At 71.5% G+C, this 15,228-nt stretch carries 12 protein-coding genes; 3 read left to right on the top strand and 9 right to left on the bottom strand.

Annotated elements, in window-relative coordinates; all coding sequences use genetic code 11:
• Window positions 1-98: 98 nt before the first annotated feature.
• Window positions 99-1,064: an SLAC1 anion channel family protein gene (locus tag ABEA62_RS09020; protein ID WP_286213852.1), complete on the top strand. Its 966-nt coding sequence runs from the start codon at window positions 99-101 to the stop codon at window positions 1,062-1,064.
• 23 nt (window positions 1,065-1,087) lie between these two features.
• On the opposite strand, the gene ABEA62_RS09015 is transcribed toward ABEA62_RS09020, so the two are convergent.
• From ABEA62_RS09015 to ABEA62_RS08990, 6 genes are read right to left on the bottom strand one after another with little or no spacing between them, the layout of a single operon-like run.
• Window positions 1,088-1,522, bottom strand: a complete 435-nt coding sequence (locus ABEA62_RS09015) for a rhodanese-like domain-containing protein (protein ID WP_286213854.1) — start codon at window positions 1,520-1,522, stop codon at window positions 1,088-1,090.
• A gap of 48 nt (window positions 1,523-1,570) precedes the next feature.
• Complete coding sequence (locus ABEA62_RS09010; protein ID WP_286213856.1) at window positions 1,571-2,932, bottom strand: NAD-dependent succinate-semialdehyde dehydrogenase; 1,362 nt, start codon at window positions 2,930-2,932, stop codon at window positions 1,571-1,573.
• Between the two features lie 23 nt (window positions 2,933-2,955).
• Entirely contained in the window at window positions 2,956-4,419 is a 1,464-nt protein-coding gene (locus ABEA62_RS09005; protein ID WP_286213858.1) for an NAD-dependent succinate-semialdehyde dehydrogenase, read from the bottom strand.
• Window positions 4,416-5,786, bottom strand: a complete 1,371-nt coding sequence (gene gabT / locus ABEA62_RS09000; protein ID WP_286213859.1) for a 4-aminobutyrate--2-oxoglutarate transaminase — start codon at window positions 5,784-5,786, stop codon at window positions 4,416-4,418. Before gabT ends, ABEA62_RS09005 begins: the two co-directional genes overlap by 4 nt.
• Window positions 5,783-7,153, bottom strand: a complete 1,371-nt coding sequence (locus ABEA62_RS08995) for an aspartate aminotransferase family protein (RefSeq protein ID WP_286213860.1) — start codon at window positions 7,151-7,153, stop codon at window positions 5,783-5,785. Before ABEA62_RS08995 ends, gabT begins: the two co-directional genes overlap by 4 nt.
• Window positions 7,154-7,192: 39 nt before the next feature.
• A complete protein-coding gene (locus ABEA62_RS08990) occupies window positions 7,193-8,680 on the bottom strand; it encodes a CoA-acylating methylmalonate-semialdehyde dehydrogenase (protein WP_286213861.1) in 1,488 nt (495 codons plus the stop codon).
• Window positions 8,681-8,766: 86 nt separating this feature from the next.
• On the opposite strand from ABEA62_RS08990, the gene ABEA62_RS08985 reads away from it, so the two are divergent.
• Window positions 8,767-10,380, top strand: coding sequence for a PucR family transcriptional regulator (locus ABEA62_RS08985; protein ID WP_286213862.1), 1,614 nt, complete (start codon window positions 8,767-8,769; stop codon window positions 10,378-10,380).
• A gap of 36 nt (window positions 10,381-10,416) precedes the next feature.
• Here ABEA62_RS08985 and ABEA62_RS08980 read toward each other — a convergent pair whose 3' ends face one another.
• Window positions 10,417-10,767 carry a cupin domain-containing protein gene (locus tag ABEA62_RS08980; RefSeq protein WP_286216713.1) on the bottom strand — a complete coding sequence of 117 codons (351 nt, stop codon included), beginning with the start codon at window positions 10,765-10,767 and terminating at the stop codon, window positions 10,417-10,419.
• A 5-nt stretch (window positions 10,768-10,772) separates the two neighbouring features.
• The gene (locus ABEA62_RS08975; protein WP_286213863.1) at window positions 10,773-12,164 is read right to left on the bottom strand and encodes an NAD(P)/FAD-dependent oxidoreductase; all 1,392 of its coding nucleotides are present in this window, start codon (window positions 12,162-12,164) and stop codon (window positions 10,773-10,775) included.
• Between the two features lie 310 nt (window positions 12,165-12,474).
• Between ABEA62_RS08975 and ABEA62_RS08970 the strand changes: the two genes are divergently transcribed.
• Window positions 12,475-13,848: an aspartate aminotransferase family protein gene (locus tag ABEA62_RS08970; RefSeq protein WP_286213865.1), complete on the top strand. Its 1,374-nt coding sequence runs from the start codon at window positions 12,475-12,477 to the stop codon at window positions 13,846-13,848.
• A gap of 397 nt (window positions 13,849-14,245) precedes the next feature.
• Here the strand turns inward: ABEA62_RS08970 and pflA are convergent, their stop codons facing one another.
• The gene (gene pflA / locus ABEA62_RS08965) at window positions 14,246-15,121 is read right to left on the bottom strand and encodes a pyruvate formate-lyase-activating protein (RefSeq protein WP_286213867.1); all 876 of its coding nucleotides are present in this window, start codon (window positions 15,119-15,121) and stop codon (window positions 14,246-14,248) included.
• Window positions 15,122-15,228 lie beyond the last annotated feature (107 nt).

Genomic DNA, 15,228 nt, shown 5'->3' with positions numbered 1-15,228 from the left:
TCACGAGGAATGCGCGCGTCTCGATACACCCCCCGGTATACGCTCGGAGGCGAGGGTCGGCGCTCGCCCGACCCGGCATCGTCCCGCCAGGAGGAGCCATGACCGCCGCACCCCGCTCTCTCGCTCACCTGCCCGTCGGCATCTTCGCGATCGCGATGGGCACGGGCGGTACGGCCGTCGCGTGGCATCGCGCCGCCGCGGCGATCGACGCGCCGGAGGGGGTCGGAATCGCGCTCGCCTGGCTCGGCCTCGCGGCGTTTGCCGCGGCGGCGGTCGCCTATGGCGCCAAGGTCGCCCTCCACGGCGCCGATGCCAGGGCCGAGTGGTCGCACCCCGTCACGTCGGCCTTTGTTGCGACGGTGTCCGTGTCGATGCTGGTGCTAGCGGTCGCCTTCCTCCCGGTCTCGCACGGGCTCTCCGCGGTGCTGTGGTGGGCGGGAGCGGCGCTGCAGGCGGCGCTGACAGTGCTCGTGATGCGCACGTGGATCGCGGACGCGCGCATCCAGGCCATGCACATTCATCCGGCGTGGTTCATCCCCGTGGTGGGCAACCTGGTCGCGCCGCTCGCGGGCGTTGACCACGCGCCGGCCGAGGTGACCTGGTACTTCCTCGGCGTGGGCGCGCTCTACTGGCTGGGCCTGCTGCCCGTGGTGCTCGGCAGGCTCTTCGTCGAGGGGGTCATCCCGCCGCGACTCGCTCCCACGCTCGCGATCCTCATCGCGCCGCCCGCGGTGGCGGCTCTCGCGTGGGTGCGGCTTGGCGGCGCATGGACCGATCCCCTCACGCTCATGCTGCTCGGCGTCACGCTGTTCCAGCTTGCGCTCCTCGCGGCGCAGGCCACGTCCCTGTTCCGCACGCCGTTTGCGGTGAGCGCGTGGGCGTATACGTTCCCCCTCGCCGCGGCGGCCTCGGCGATGTTCGCCGCCTTCGAGGGAGGGCTCTCCGCGGCCTCCGCATGGATCGGAGGCTTCGCGCTCGCCGCCGCCTCCGCGCTCGTGGTGGCGCTGGGTGCGCGCACCGTCATCGCGGTGCGCCGCGGCGAGCTCGTCACGGCGCACGGCTGACGCGGAACGCTCCGCGTCCCGCCTTAGTCGGTCACGACCTCGCCGGCCCACGCCCCGATGCCGCCGGTCAGGCCCACCGTCTGCTCGACGCCGTCGGCCGCCATCTCCTCGATCGCGACCTGCGAGCGGTTGCCCGAACGGCAGTACACCGCGTACTCGCCCTCGGGATCGAGCTCGGCCACCTCGGCATCGAAGGTCGCGCCCGAGACGTCGATGTTGACGGCACCGGGCAGGTGCCCCTCGGCAAACTCGGCGGGGGTGCGCACGTCGATGACCACCACGCCCTCGGTTGCCACGGCTTCCGCGAAGGTCTCCGCGGACACGTGAGCGCCGTCGAAGGCGAGCGCCTCCGGCTCGCCGCCGGAGCACGCGGACAGGGATAGGGCGGCGCCCAGGGCGGCCGCGAGCACGGCGAACTTCGCCGCGCGGGCGCGACGCGAGGGAAGAGTGAGAGTCATGCGGACACTATACCCCAGGGGGTATCGAGCACGAAAGCGCCCGGCCCCCTACGCCACCCGGATGAGCTTCTTGTTGACGAACTCGTCGGCGGCGAGCAGCCCCATCTCGCGCGAGGTGCCGGACCGCTTCACGCCGCCGAACGGCAGCTCCGGGCTGTCCGCGAGCACGCAGTTGACGTAGACCATGCCCGCCTCGATCGCGTCCGCGACGCGCTGGGCCTGCTCGGGGTCGGTCGTGTAGACGTACGAGCCCAGTCCGTAGGTCGTGTCGTTCGCGAGGGCCACCGCCTCCTCCTCGCTCGCGACGCGGTAGACCGCCGCGGCGGGACCGAACAGCTCCTCGCGGTACACGTCCATGTCGGAGGTGACGTCCGCGAGCACCGTGGGCGAGTAGTACGCGCCGTCGCGCGTGCCGCCCGCGACCAGCGTCGCGCCCTGCTCGACCGCGCGATCGACCTGCGCCTCGAGGCGCTCGGCAGCGGCGAGCGACGACAGCGGCCCCAGGACGGTGTCCTCGGCGAAGGGGTCGCCCATGGTGCACGCCGTCATGGCCGCGGTGAACTTCTCGAGGAACTCGTCGTAGAGCGAGTCGATCACGATGAACCGCTTGGGCGCATTGCAGGACTGGCCGTTGTTGTCCATGCGCGCCTCGACGGCGCCCTCCACGACCGCGTCGAGGTCGTCGGTCGACAGCACGATGAACGGGTCCGAGCCGCCCAGCTCGAGCGCGACCTTCTTGAGGTGCTGTCCGGCGAGGGCAGCCACGGCGGATCCTGCACGCTCGGAGCCGGTCACGGACACGCCCGCGATGCGGCGGTCGGCGATCATGGTCGCCGCCTGCTCATTCGACGCGTACACGTTGACGTAGGCGCCCTCGGGGAAGCCGGCGTCGCGGTACATCGCGGCGATTGCAGCGGCCGACTCGGGGCACTGCGGCGCGTGCTTGAGGATGATCGTGTTGCCCACCACGAGGTTCGGCGCGGCGAAGCGCGCCACCTGGTAGTAGGGGAAGTTCCACGGCATGATGCCCAGCAGCGCCCCCAGCGGAGAACGGCGGATCACGGCGGTGCCCTCGCCCAGGATCTCGAGCGGGGTGTCCGCCGTGATCGCGTCCGCGTTGTCCGCGTAGTACTCGGTGATGTCGGCGGCGAAGTCGACCTCGCCCAGCGCGGCCTCGAGCGGCTTGCCCATTTCGCGCACCACGATCGCGGCGAGCTCCTCGCGGCGCTCACGGTGGAGCTCGGCCACGCGGCGCACGAGCGCGGCGCGCTCGTCGACCGTCGACGTGCGGGACCAGCCCCTGAACGCGCCGTCCGCCGCCGCGAGCGCGGACTCGACGTCCGCCTCGGTCATCGTCGGGTATTCGGCCAGGCGCTCGCCGGTCGCGGGGTTCACCACTGCGTAGGTCATGTCTCTCCTCGGGTGCTCGGCGGCTACTCGGCCGGGATCAGGGTGTACTTGGTGGACAGGTATTCGTGAATGCCCTCGGCGCCGCCCTCGCGGCCCAGGCCCGACTGCTTGACGCCGCCGAACGGAGCGGCGGCATTTGAGACCACACCGGCGTTGAGGCCCATCATCCCCGTGTCGAGGAGATCGACCATGCGGTGCCCGCGCGCCAGGTCTCGCGTGTAGACGTAGGAGACCAGGCCAAACTCGGTCGAGTTGGCGAGCTCCACCGCCTGCGCCTCGGTCGCGAACGTCGCGATCGCGAGCACGGGGCCAAAGATCTCCTCGGTGAGGATCTCGCTGCCTGGCCGGACGCCCGTGACGACGGTCGGCGCGAAGAAGTGTCCCGGGCCGTCGAGGGCCGCGCCGCCGGTCGCGACCGCGGCGCCCCTGGCCACGGCATCGTCCACGAGCGAGGCCGACTTCTCGACCGCGGCCGCGTCGATCAGCGGCCCGATCTGCACCCCGTCCTCGGTGCCGCGACCTACCTTCATGACCCCGACGCGCGCGGTGACGCGACGCGCGAACTCCTCGGCGACGGACTCGTGCACGATGAACCGGTTGGCCGCGGTGCAGGCCTGGCCGATGTTGCGGAACTTCGCCGCGAGCGCGCCCTCGACGGCCGCGTCGAGGTCCGCGTCCTCGAACACCACGAACGGCGCGTTGCCGCCGAGCTCCATCGACACCCGCAGCACGCCGTCGGCGGCCTGCTTGAGGAGCGCGCGGCCCACCTCGGTCGAGCCGGTGAAGGACAGCTTGCGCAGCCGCGGGTCGGCGATGACGGGCGTCGAGACGCCGCGCGAGTCGGTCGTGGTGACCACGTTGACCACGCCGGCCGGCACGCCCGCCTCCTCGAGGATGCGCGCGAGCAGCAGCGTCGTGAGCGGCGTGAGCGCGGCGGGCTTGACCACCACGGTGCAGCCGGCCGCGAGCGCGGGCGCGATCTTGCGCGTCGCCATCGCGAGGGGGAAGTTCCACGGCGTGATGAGGTACGACGGCCCCACGGGCCGCTGCGACACCACCATCCGGCCGGTGCCCTCGGGATTGAGCCCGTAGCGACCGGTGATGCGCACGGCTTCCTCCGAGAACCACCGCAGGAACTCCGCGCCATACGCGACCTCACCGCGCGCCTCGGCGAGCGGCTTGCCCATCTCGAGCGTCATGAGCAGCGCGAGGTCCTCCTTGCGCTGCTGCGCCAGGTCAAACGCGCGGCGCAGGATCTCAGCACGCGCTCGAGGCGCGGTGGCGGCCCACGCGTCCTTCGCCTCGACCGCCGCGTCGAGGGCGCGCATTCCGTCCGCGGGAGACGCGTCGGCGATCGACAGGAGGGTCGCGCCGGTCGACGGGTCCGTGACGTCGAAGGTCGCGCCGGAGGACGATGCCTGCCACCGGCCCCCGATGAACAGACCGGTCGGCAGAGAGTCGAGAAGGGCGCGTTCGGCATCGCTCATGAGTTCACCTCCTGGCGGTTCGCGGCGAGCGCCGCGGCGACCACGTCGAGGCCCTCGTGAAGGAGAGCATCGCCGATGCTCAGGGGTGGCAGGAAGCGGATGACGTTGCCGTGCGTGCCGCACGTGAGCACGATCACGCCGTTCGCGATCGACGCGCGCGCGACCGCCCCGGCGAGGGCCGCGTCCGGGCGCCCCTCCGCGTCGACGAACTCGATCGCCATCATGGCGCCGCGCCCGCGCACCTCGGCGATGCGGGGATCGCCCGCGCGCATCGCCTCGAGGCGCGACGCGAGCACCTCGCCGATCTCCCGCGCTCGCTCGACCAGGCCGTCGTTCTCGAAGGCCTCGAACGACGCGAGCGCGGCGGCGCACGCGATCGGGTTGCCGCCGTACGTGCCGCCCAGCCCGCCCACGTGGGACGCGTCCATGATGTCGGCGCGACCGGTCACCGCGGCGAGCGGCAGTCCCGCAGCGATCCCCTTGGCGGTGGTGACGAGGTCGGGCTCGACGCCAAACAGCTCCGACGCGAACATCGCGCCCGTGCGGGCGAAGCCCGTCTGCACCTCGTCCGCGATGAAGACCACGCCGTTGTCGCGACACCACGCGGCGATCGCGGGCAGGAAACCCTCGGCGGGAACGATGAACCCGCCCTCGCCCTGGATCGGCTCGATGATGACGGCCGCGAGGTTGGCCGCGCCCACCTGCTTCTCGATCACGTCGATCGCGCGTGCAGCGGCGGCCTCTCCGGACAACCCATCGCGCAACGGATACGAGGCCGGGGCGCGATACACCTCGGCCGCGAAGGGGCCGAACCCGCTCTTGTAGGGCATGGACTTCGCGGTGAGCGCCATCGTGAGGTTCGTGCGGCCGTGATACGCGTGGTCGAAGGCCACGACGGCCTGGCGGCCCGTGAACTTGCGCGCGATCTTCACGGCGTTCTCGACGGCCTCCGCGCCGGAGTTGAAGAGCGCCGACTTCTTCTCGAAGGCGCCGGGGGTGACCCGGTTGAGCGCCTCCGCGACCTCCACGTAGCCCTCGTAGGGCGAGATCATGAAGCACGTGTGGGTGAACTGCGCGGCCTGGCGTTGCACGGCCTCGACCACGCGCGGGTGGGCGTTGCCCACCGAGGTCACGGCGATTCCCGAGCCCAGATCGATGAGCGAGTTGCCGTCGGCATCGACCACGACTCCCCCGCCGGCGGCGACGGCCGCGATGGGAACCGTGTGCCCCACGCCCGCGGCCACGGCGGCGGCCTTGCGCGCGAGCAGGTCGCGCGACCGCGGTCCAGGGATCGCGGTGACGAGCCGGCGCTCCTGCGCCAGGCCCGGGCCTCCCAGCGGGATGGCCTGAGTCTCGACGGCGCTCATGACTGCGAGCCTAGGGCGAGTCCGTCGGTGACTTCTAGGGCGGCGTCGATGACGTCGAGCCCGCGGCGCAGCTCGTCCTCCGTGATGACGAGCGGTGGCGCGAGGTGTGTGCGGTTGAAGTGCAGGAACGGCCACACCCCCGCCTTCTTGCACGCCGAGGCAAACGCGGCCATGGGGGCGGCGTCCGCCCCGGACGCGTTGAAGGGCACCAGCGGCTCGCGCGTCTCGCGGTCCCTCACCAACTCGACGGCCCAGAACAACCCCGCGCCGCGCACGTCACCCACCGAGGGGTGCGTCTCGAGCCAGCGCGTCACGGTCGGTTCGACCACGCGCGTCCCGAGGTCGCGCACGCGCTCGAGGATTCCGTCCCGCGCGAAGACCTCGAAGGTCGCGACACCCGCGGCGCACGCGAGCGGATGGCCGGAGTACGTGAGCCCGCCGGGGAAGGCACGCTGATCGAAGGCGCGCGCGATGTCTCCCGAGATCACCACGCCACCCAGCGGCACATAGCCCGAGTTGACCCCCTTGGCGAACGTGATGAGGTCGGGCACGACGCCGTGCGCCTGGAAAGCGAACCACTCGCCCACGCGCCCGAATCCCACCATGACCTCGTCCGCAATGAGCACGATCCCGTGGCGGTCGCACAGCGCGCGCACGCCCTGCAGATACCCGGGCGGCGGCACCAGCACGCCGTTGGTGCCCACGATGGTCTCGAGGACGATCGCCGCGATGGTCGACGCGCCCTCGAGCATGATCACCTGCTCGAGGTGCGCGAGAGCGCGCTCGGCCTCCTCCTCGGGGGTGGTCGCGCCCCACGCGGAGCGGTAGAGGTAGGGACCGAAGAAGTGGACGATGCCCGGGTCGGCGGGCTCGTTGGGCCACCGCCGGGGGTCTCCCGTGAGCGCGATCGCGGTCGAGGTGTTGCCGTGATAGCTGCGGTACATCGCGAGCACCTTGCGCCTGCCGGTCGAGAGGCGTGCCATGCGCACGGCGTTCTCGTTGGCGTCGGCGCCGCCGTTGGTGAAGAACACCTTCTCGAACGGCTCTCCAGCGACCTCGACGATCCGCCGCGCGAGCTCCCCGCGGACGTCGTTCGCGAACGAGGGCTGCACGGTCGCGAGGCGGCGCGCCTGGCGCTCGATCGCCGCGACCAGGTCGGGATGCTGGTGACCCAGGTTGAGGTTCACCAGCTGAGACGAGAAGTCGAGGTAGCGGTTGCCCTCGTAGTCCCAGAACTCGGATCCCGCGCCGCCCTCGACGGGCAGCGGGTCGATCGTCGCCTGGGCGCTCCACGAGTGAAACACGTGACCGCGGTCGTCGGCGCGCACGCGCGCCTCCTGCCCGGTCATCGCCTGCTGCGCTGTCATGGCGCTCCTTGATGAGTGGTGCTCGGTGGTGGCGGGAACTCAGTGGTTGCTGGGGAAGCCCAGGTCGATCTGCGACTCGCTGGGCTGGGGCCACCGCGTGGTGACCACCTTGCTGCGCGTATAGAAGTGGATCGACTCGGGACCGTAGATGTGCGAGTCGCCGAACAGCGACTGCTTCCAGCCGCCGAACGAGTACGCCCCGATCGGCACGGGCAGCGGCACGTTGATGCCCACCATGCCCACCTGGATGTCGAGCTCGAAGCGGCGCGCGGTGCCGCCGTCGCGGGTGAAGAGCGCCGTGCCGTTGGCGAACGGGTTCGCGTTGACCAGCTCGACGGCCTCCTCGTAGGACGCCGCGCGCACGACGGACAGCACGGGGCCGAAGATCTCGTCGTCGTAGACCCGCATGCCCGGGCGGACGTGGTCCACGAGCGACGTGCCCACGAAGAAGCCATCACCCGCGAACTCCGCGAGCGTGCCGTCGACCACCACGGTCGCGCCCTCGGCGGCCGCGCCGGCGACGTAGCCGGCGACGCGGTCGCGGTGCTCGCGCGTGATGAGCGGGCCCATCTCGGACGCGGGGTCAGTGCCGGGGCCGATGCGCAGGCGCGCCATGCGCTCGGCGACCTTGGCGACCAGGGCATCGGCCGTCGTGTCTCCCACCGCGACCAACACGGAGATCGCCATGCACCGCTCTCCGGCCGAGCCATACGCGGCCGACACGGCGGCGTCTGCCGCCCCGTCGAGGTCGGCATCGGGCATCACGATCATGTGGTTCTTCGCACCGCCGAGCGCCTGAACGCGCTTGCCGTGACCGGCCGCGCGCTCGTAGATCGACCGCGCGATGGGCGTCGACCCCACGAAGCTCACGGCCCCCACGGCGGGAGAGTCGAGGATCGCGTCGACGGCCTCCTTGTCGCCGTGAACGACGTTGAGGACGCCGGGCGGCAGTCCCGCCTCCTCCCACAGCCTGGCGAGCAGGACCGATGCGCTCGGGTCCTTCTCCGACGGCTTGAGGATCACGGCGTTGCCCGCCGCGAGCGCCGAGGCACTCATCCACAGCGGGACCATGACGGGGAAGTTGAACGGGGTAATCGCGCCCACGACGCCGACCGGCTGCTTGAGCGTGTGAACGTCGACGCCGCCCGCGACCTGGGTCGAGTGCTCTCCCTTGAGGAGGTGCACCAGCCCGGCCGCGAACTCGACGTTCTCGATGCCGCGGCTGATCTCACCCTTGGCGTCCGCGAGCACCTTGCCGTGCTCGCGCGTGATGACCGCGGCGATCTGGTCCTGACGCTCGATGAGCAGTTGACGCATGCGGAAGAACACGTCGGCGCGTCGCACCAGGCCCATCGCGGCCCACGTGCGCTGCGCCTCGACGGCCACCGCGATCGCCGCGTCAACCTCGGCGGTCGACGCGAAGGCCACCTGCGCGACCTGGGCACCCGTGGCCGGGTCGAACACGGGTCCCGTGCGCTCTGCCGCGCCGGCCTCGGTTCCACCGATGTGGTGACGGATGACGTCCACTGGTCTCCCTCCATGCGCGGCTCGGACACTCTGAGTGACGCGCCATCACTTGCTCGTGAGCCAAGATTCACACATAGGATGCACAGATGGAGATCGCCGAACGTCGCGATATCGACACCCGCCGAACGAATCGTCCGAAGCGCTCGGCGCTGGCGGCGCTGCCCACCGTGGGCGAGCTTCTCGAGGACGATGCCTTCCGGGCCGGTGTGCCCGAGGTGGTGGTCGGAGGCGCCGCCCTCGAGGCCCCCGTGAGGTGGGTGCACACCTCCGAACGGGGCGACATCGCGCGCATGCTCGAGGGCCGCGAGCTGTTGCTGTCGATGGGCACCGCGTGGCCCGACACGGACGCCGAGCTGCGCCGCTTCATCGAAAGCCTGGTCGAGGCCGGCGTCTCCGCGCTGGTGCTCGAGCTCGGCACGCGCTACTCCGAGACCCCGCCGGTCGTGCGCGACGCGGCGCAGCGCGCGGGGCTCGCGTTGATCGTCCTTCACCGCGAGGTGAGGTTCATCGCGCTCACCGAGGCGGGCCACAGCCGCATCATCGCGGGCCAGATGGCGGCCCTCAAGGCGCGCGACGAGGTCCGAGAGCTGTTCACGAGCCTCACGCTGCGCGGCGCCCCGGCGGACCACGTGGTGCGCGAGCTCGCGCGCACGCTCGGCTCGCCCGTGGTGCTCGAGAGCCTCGCGCACGAGGCCCTCATCTCGGAGGTGCCGTCCGGCTCCGAGGCCGCGGTGCTCGCCGATTGGGAACGCCGCTCGCGCGCCGCACACCGCGAGGCGTCCGATGAGGACGGCTGGCTCGTGGTTCCCGTCGACGCGCGCGGCAAGCGGTGGGGATCGCTCGTCGCGCTGCCCGGACCGCCGCATGCCGCGGGGCGACGCAACGTGCTCATCCAGGGAGCGATCGCTCTCGCGCTCGGGCGCCTGGCCGACGGCGGCGCGGACGAGTGGGCAACCCTCGCGCGCCGTCACCTCCTCGATCCGCTCCTCGCCGGCCGCTTCGCGACCTCCGAGGCGGTCACCGCACGCCTCGAGGCCGCCGGGGTGCCCGTCGCCGGACGCCTCCTGTACGGCCTCGCGCTGCGCGGGGCCGCGCACTCGGCGACCGCGGTCGAGGCCTGGGCGCTCACCCTCGGCGGGCGCGCCCGCGCGCTCGCCCTGCCCGACCGGACCGGCGGGCCGCTGACGGTCGTGCTGCTGTCGCAGCCCGCGCATCGTCCCCTCGACGACTCCTCGCTGGCCGCGCTGCTGCGCACGCTTGGGGAGGGAAGCCGCGTGTCCGCGACCGTGGGCCGCGCGGCCTCGGGAGTCGACGCCGCGGTGCTGTCGCTGCACGAGGCGATCGACAACGCGGCCGAGGCCCCCACGGGCGCCGTGCTGTGGGTCGAGCGGCGTCCCCTCGCGCGGCTGCTGTCGAGCCTGCGCGACGATCACCGGCTGATCGACCACGGCGAGCGCATGCTCGCGCCGATCATCGAGCACGATCAGCGCGTGGGCGGCGACCTCCAGCGGGTGCTGCGCGCGGCGCTCGCGCACCCGGGCAACAGGACCGCCGCCGCGCGGGCGGCTCACCTCTCGCGATCGGTGTTCTACCAGCGCCTCGAGCTCATCTCGACGCTGCTCGACGTGGACCTGGAGGACGGGGAGACGCAGACCGCGCTGCACATCGCGCTGTTGTCGCGGCCGGGCACGCGCGGGTAGGCGACTCGCCGCGGGCCGTCAGCGCGCCGCGGGCCGTCAGCGCGCGAGGTAGACCTTGCGCAGGGTCTCGGTCACGGTCCACGTGGTGGCCATGCCCGCGCCGAGCCGCACGAGCGAGCCGGGGCCCACCTCGAGCGACACGGGCCCGCCTGCGGCTGCCGCGATGTCGATGCGCGCGCGGCCCGACAGCACCACGAAGGCCTCGTCCACCTCAATGTCCGTCGCGACCCCCGGCGTCATCACCCACACGCCGAGCTCGGCGTCCCCTAGTTCGCCCAGCGCCACGTCGCCCGTGGCCGGCGTCCCGTCGACCACCTGAGCGGCCGGGAGGGGTGCGGTGGCCACGTCGATCGCGGCGGCATCCACGGCGGTGCCCGGGCGCAGCATCTCTGTCACGAGTCGAAGCCCATGCCCACGGCGTCGAGGCCGCGCAGGAGGAGGTTGCGCCTGCCCTCGCGGTGATCCGCGCGGTCGAGCGACCAACGGGTCGCGTTGATGCCGAGGCTCGCGAGCGGCTCGGGAGGGAAGGGCAGCGGCTTCTCCCTGACCATGCGCAGCCCGGTGCGCTCGGTCTCCTCTCCCGCGAGCAGGTCGAGCATGACGTTCGCGCCGAACCTCGTTGCGCCCACGCCCAGCCCGGTGAAGCCGAGCGCATACGCGACCGCGCCGTCGCGCGCGGTCCCGAAGAACGCGCAGAACCGCGAGCTCGTGTCGATCGCTCCGGCCCAGCGGTGCGTGATCGTCACCCCCTCGAGCTGAGGGAACGTGGTCAGCAGGTGACTCACGAGCCGCTCGTAGGACGCGGGCCGGTCCTGATAGGACGCCTTGAGACGGCCTCCCGCGTGATAGATCGCGTCGTAGCCACCGAAGAGGATGCGGTTGTCGCGCGTGAGCCGGTAGTAGTGGAACTGGTTGCCCACGTCCGCGACGCCCTGGCGCCCCTCCCACCCGATGCTCGCGAGCTGCGCCGCAGTGAGCGGCTCCGTCATCACCACGTAGTCGTACACGGGCACGGTCATGAGCCGGTTGCGCCTCAGCAGCGGACGGAACGCGTTGGTCGCGAGGGCCACGCGCGACGCGCGCAGCTCGCCGTCCCGCGTGAGGAGCACGGGCCCGTCCTCGAGCGCCATCACGGGAGAGTCCTCGAAGATCTCGACCCCCAGGTCCGCGGCGACCCTCGCGAGCTCGGCGGCGAGGCGGCCAGGATGGACCATCGCGGTGTCGTGGGGACTCACGCTGCCCGCCAGGTACGTCGGCGAGTTCACGAGCGTGCGGGTCGATGCGGCGTCGAGGAAGCCGGGGTCGTCGCGCAGCCAGTCGACCTGGTGCGGCTCGACCGCGACCGCCAGAGTGCCGTTGCGCTCCCAGTGGACGTCCATGCCGTAGCGCGCGACAGTCGCCTCGATCTCGTCGAGATTCTCGAGACCGAGCCGCTCGAGCGTGTCGATCTCGTCGGGCCAGCGGCTCGCGCCGTTCTCGTACCCATGGGTGAGGCTCGCCTCGCAGAAGCCGCCGTTGCGTCCCGAGGCCGCCCAGCCGACTCGCCGCGCCTCGACCACCACCACGCGCAGGCCGGGATCGCGCTCCTTCGCGAGCACCGCGGTCCACAGCCCGCTGTAGCCGCCGCCCACGATCGCGAGGTCGGCCTCGTGCCGCCCCGCGAGCGTGGGGAAGCGCCGCGCGGGCGCGTCGTCGATCCAGAACGGCGACAGCCGCGACGGCGCGAGCGCCGCCTCGATGGCCGCGCCCGCTGGGCGGTGACGCTCGAACACCGTGGTGCCCACGCCTCTCACATCCTCACGCTGAGGGCCGCGCAAGCTGCCGCGGCCGGTACCCGCATCCAAACCCACCCCGCCGCCCGCGCGCAATGCCCCACCCCGGCATCGTCCCCGCGCACGACGCTCTGTCCGGACAGGGCCCTGCGCAGGGACGATGCGCCGGTACCCCTGGATTTCCTGGCGCACCATCCGCTACCGTCGAGAGCGCGCACCCGCCCACGGCGGGCGGCGCACGACCGGCCAGCGCCAGGCCGGCGACCGGTCGTCATCTCCTCACAACACATGCCCGTCGCCAGGCCGGTCGGGTGGAGGAAACATGGCTATCGAGCTCGACCGGGCCCGCATCGCTCAGCTCATCGAGGAGCAGACCGCTCTTCTCAACTCGCGCACCGTGAAGTCCAAGGCGATGTACGTGCACGCCTCCGAGCACCTCTCGGGCGGCGTCGCCTCCAGCTATCAGGGCCGCGACCCGTGGCCCATCTACATCGACTCCGGCAGCGGCGACCGCATCACCGACGTCGATGGCAACGAGTACTACGACTTCCACAACGGCTTCGGCTCGATGGTGCAGGGTCACGCGCACCCCGCGATCGGGGAGGCGCTCGCGAAGCGGTACCCGCTCGGGACGCACTTCGCGGCGGCCACCGAGGACGTGATCGACGTCGCCGACGAGCTGGCGAGGCGCTGGGGACTGCCCAAGTGGCGCTTCACCAACTCGGGCTCCGAGTCCACGATGGACGCGATCCGCATCGCGCGCGCCTACACGGGCCGCGACACCGTGATGAAGATCTTCGGTTCGTACCACGGCCACCACGACACCGTCATGGTGTCGATCGGCGTCGAGTACGACAAGATCGGCGACCGCGACAATCTCGCGTCGCTGCCCTACGGCGGCGGCATCCCGCAGTCCACCGTGGACATGACCATCGCGGTGCCGTTCAACGACGCGGAGGCGATGGAGCGGCGGATCGTGCGACTCGACGCCGAGGGCCGCAAGCCCGCGTGCGTCATCATGGAGGCCGCCATGATGAACCTGGGCGTGGTCCTGCCCGAGCCGGGCTACCTCGAGGCCGTGCGCGACATCACCACGCGCCACGGCATCGTGCTGATCTTCGACGAGGTCAAGACGGGGCTCGCGATCGCGGCGGGCGGCGCGACGGAGAAGTTCGGCGTGACCCCGGACATGGTGACGCTCGCCAAGGTGCTGGGCGGCGGTCTGCCGTCGGGCGCGATCGGCGGCTCGGCAGAGGTCATGAGCGTGGTCGAGGACCACACGGTTTACCAGGTGGGAACCTACAACGGAAACCCGCTGTCGATGGCCGCGGCCAAGGCGTCTCTGCTCGAGGTGCTGACGCCCGCAGCGTACGAGCGGCTGGGCGAGCTCAACGACCGGATCGTGGCCGGCTGCCAGGCGGTCATCGAGAAGTACGACCTCCCCGGCTATGCCGTGGGCATCGGGTCGAAGGGCTGCGTGACGTTCTCGACCGAGAAGATCGTGGACTACGAGACCTTCAAGAACGCGCAGGATGTCGAGCTGTGCGACCTCGCGTGGCTGTGGAACATGAACCACGGGATCTTCATGACGCCGGGCCGCGAGGAGGAGTGGACGCTGTCGGTGGTGCACTCGGACGAGGCGATCGACGCCTACGTGCGCGTGTTCGACGAGCTTGCGGCTGCGCTGACCGCGTAGGCGCAGGAGGCCGGTCCGGTGGGGTCCCGTTGAGGGGCGGGACCCCGTCGGCGCCGGCTTGGCGCATACGATCTTGCGATTCTCGGGCGGTGTGAGGGCTTCGCGCAGAGGATCTTGTGATTGTTCTGCCGTGGGGCTTGGCGCGGTGAGGCGTGGGGTGTGTCGTGGGGTGTGTCGTGGGGTGTATCGCGCGCAGTACGTCGCGCGGGGCGCGCCGGGGTCGCGCCGGGGTCGCGTCGGGGCAGGTCTGTGGGATGCGTCGAGGGGCAGATCGCACCACGCGATGCGCGAGGCCGAATTCGCGCCCCGAAACCGCAAGATCCTATGCGCGAAGCGCCAGGCCCGTCCCGCCACGCTTCACCTCGCGGACCCGCCACACCTCGCGGTACCGCCACCCTCACATGACGGTGATGCCGCGGCGCGCGAACTGCTGCTTGACGCGCTCGATGAGCTCCTTGTCCGGCGGCTGCGTGTTCTCGAGAAGGTACGGCTCGCCCGTCGCCGCCCACTTGTCGCGTCCAAGCTGGTGGAACGGCAGCACCTCGAGGCGCTGCACCCCGTCGAGTGTCGCGACGAAGTCGGCGATCGCGTCGACGTTCTCGACCGCGTCCGTGAGGCCGGGTACGAGCACAAACCGGATCCACATGGTCTTGCCCAGGTCGGAAAGGCGCCGTGCGAAGTCCAGCGTGGGCTGCAGCTCGCGACCGGTCACCCGCTTGTAGGTCTCCGGCAGCCCCGACTTGATGTCGAGAAGCACCAGGTCCACGTAGTTGAGGTCGTCGTCGCTGAGGCGCGCTCCCAGCAGCCCGGCGGTGTCGAGAGCGGTCTGCACGTTGAGGTCGTGGCAGCGGCGGAAGATGTTCATGACGAACTTCGACTGCAGCAGCGGCTCCCCGCCCGAGATGGTGAGCCCGCCGCCCGTGACCTTCATGATGGTCGCGTAGCGGGTGACCTTCTCCATGACCTCGTCGACGGTGTGGCGCTTGCCGTCACGCATGCGCCAGGTGTCGGGGTTCTGGCAGAACTGGCAGCGCATGCCGCAGCCCGCGAGGAAGAGTGTCATGCGCGTGCCGGGACCGTCCGCGCCGGTGACCAGGTCCCACGAGTGGACCGATCCGGTCTGGTGGTCGCGAATCAGGTCGGCGGCGGCGATCTCCTGGTCGGCGATCTCCATAGGCGGCGCGTCGAGCACGGGAGCAGCCACAGGAGCAGCCACCGGGGCGGCAACGGCCGCAGCCGCGCCCGCCTCCACGGGAAGGGTGTCATCGGTCATGGGGGGACCTCCTAGAGCCGAGCATAGAGAGCGGCGGGCCCGCCCCCCCGGGGGGGGGGGGGGGGGGGGGGGGGGGGTGTGTTGGGGCGCCGCTAAAAAATAAAATA

This window comes from Demequina sediminis, assembly GCF_039545075.1.
GTDB classification, from domain to species: domain Bacteria; phylum Actinomycetota; class Actinomycetes; order Actinomycetales; family Demequinaceae; genus Demequina; species Demequina sediminis.
The sequence above is the reverse complement of the archived record's forward strand: the minus strand, read 5'-3'. Positions and strand labels throughout refer to the sequence as shown.

Coding starts and splice junctions, on each gene's coding strand:
- pflA (WP_286213867.1), bottom strand. CDS start 15,121: ATGACCGATGACACCCTTCCCGTGGAGGCGGGCGCGGCTGCGGCCGTT.
- gabT (WP_286213859.1), bottom strand. CDS start 5,786: ATGAGCGCCGTCGAGACTCAGGCCATCCCGCTGGGAGGCCCGGGCCTG.
- ABEA62_RS09020 (WP_286213852.1), top strand. CDS start 99: ATGACCGCCGCACCCCGCTCTCTCGCTCACCTGCCCGTCGGCATCTTC.
- ABEA62_RS08985 (WP_286213862.1), top strand. CDS start 8,767: ATGGAGATCGCCGAACGTCGCGATATCGACACCCGCCGAACGAATCGT.
- ABEA62_RS09015 (WP_286213854.1), bottom strand. CDS start 1,522: ATGACTCTCACTCTTCCCTCGCGTCGCGCCCGCGCGGCGAAGTTCGCC.
- ABEA62_RS08995 (WP_286213860.1), bottom strand. CDS start 7,153: ATGACAGCGCAGCAGGCGATGACCGGGCAGGAGGCGCGCGTGCGCGCC.
- ABEA62_RS09010 (WP_286213856.1), bottom strand. CDS start 2,932: ATGACCTACGCAGTGGTGAACCCCGCGACCGGCGAGCGCCTGGCCGAA.
- ABEA62_RS09005 (WP_286213858.1), bottom strand. CDS start 4,419: ATGAGCGATGCCGAACGCGCCCTTCTCGACTCTCTGCCGACCGGTCTG.
- ABEA62_RS08980 (WP_286216713.1), bottom strand. CDS start 10,767: ATGCTGCGCCCGGGCACCGCCGTGGATGCCGCCGCGATCGACGTGGCC.
- ABEA62_RS08970 (WP_286213865.1), top strand. CDS start 12,475: ATGGCTATCGAGCTCGACCGGGCCCGCATCGCTCAGCTCATCGAGGAG.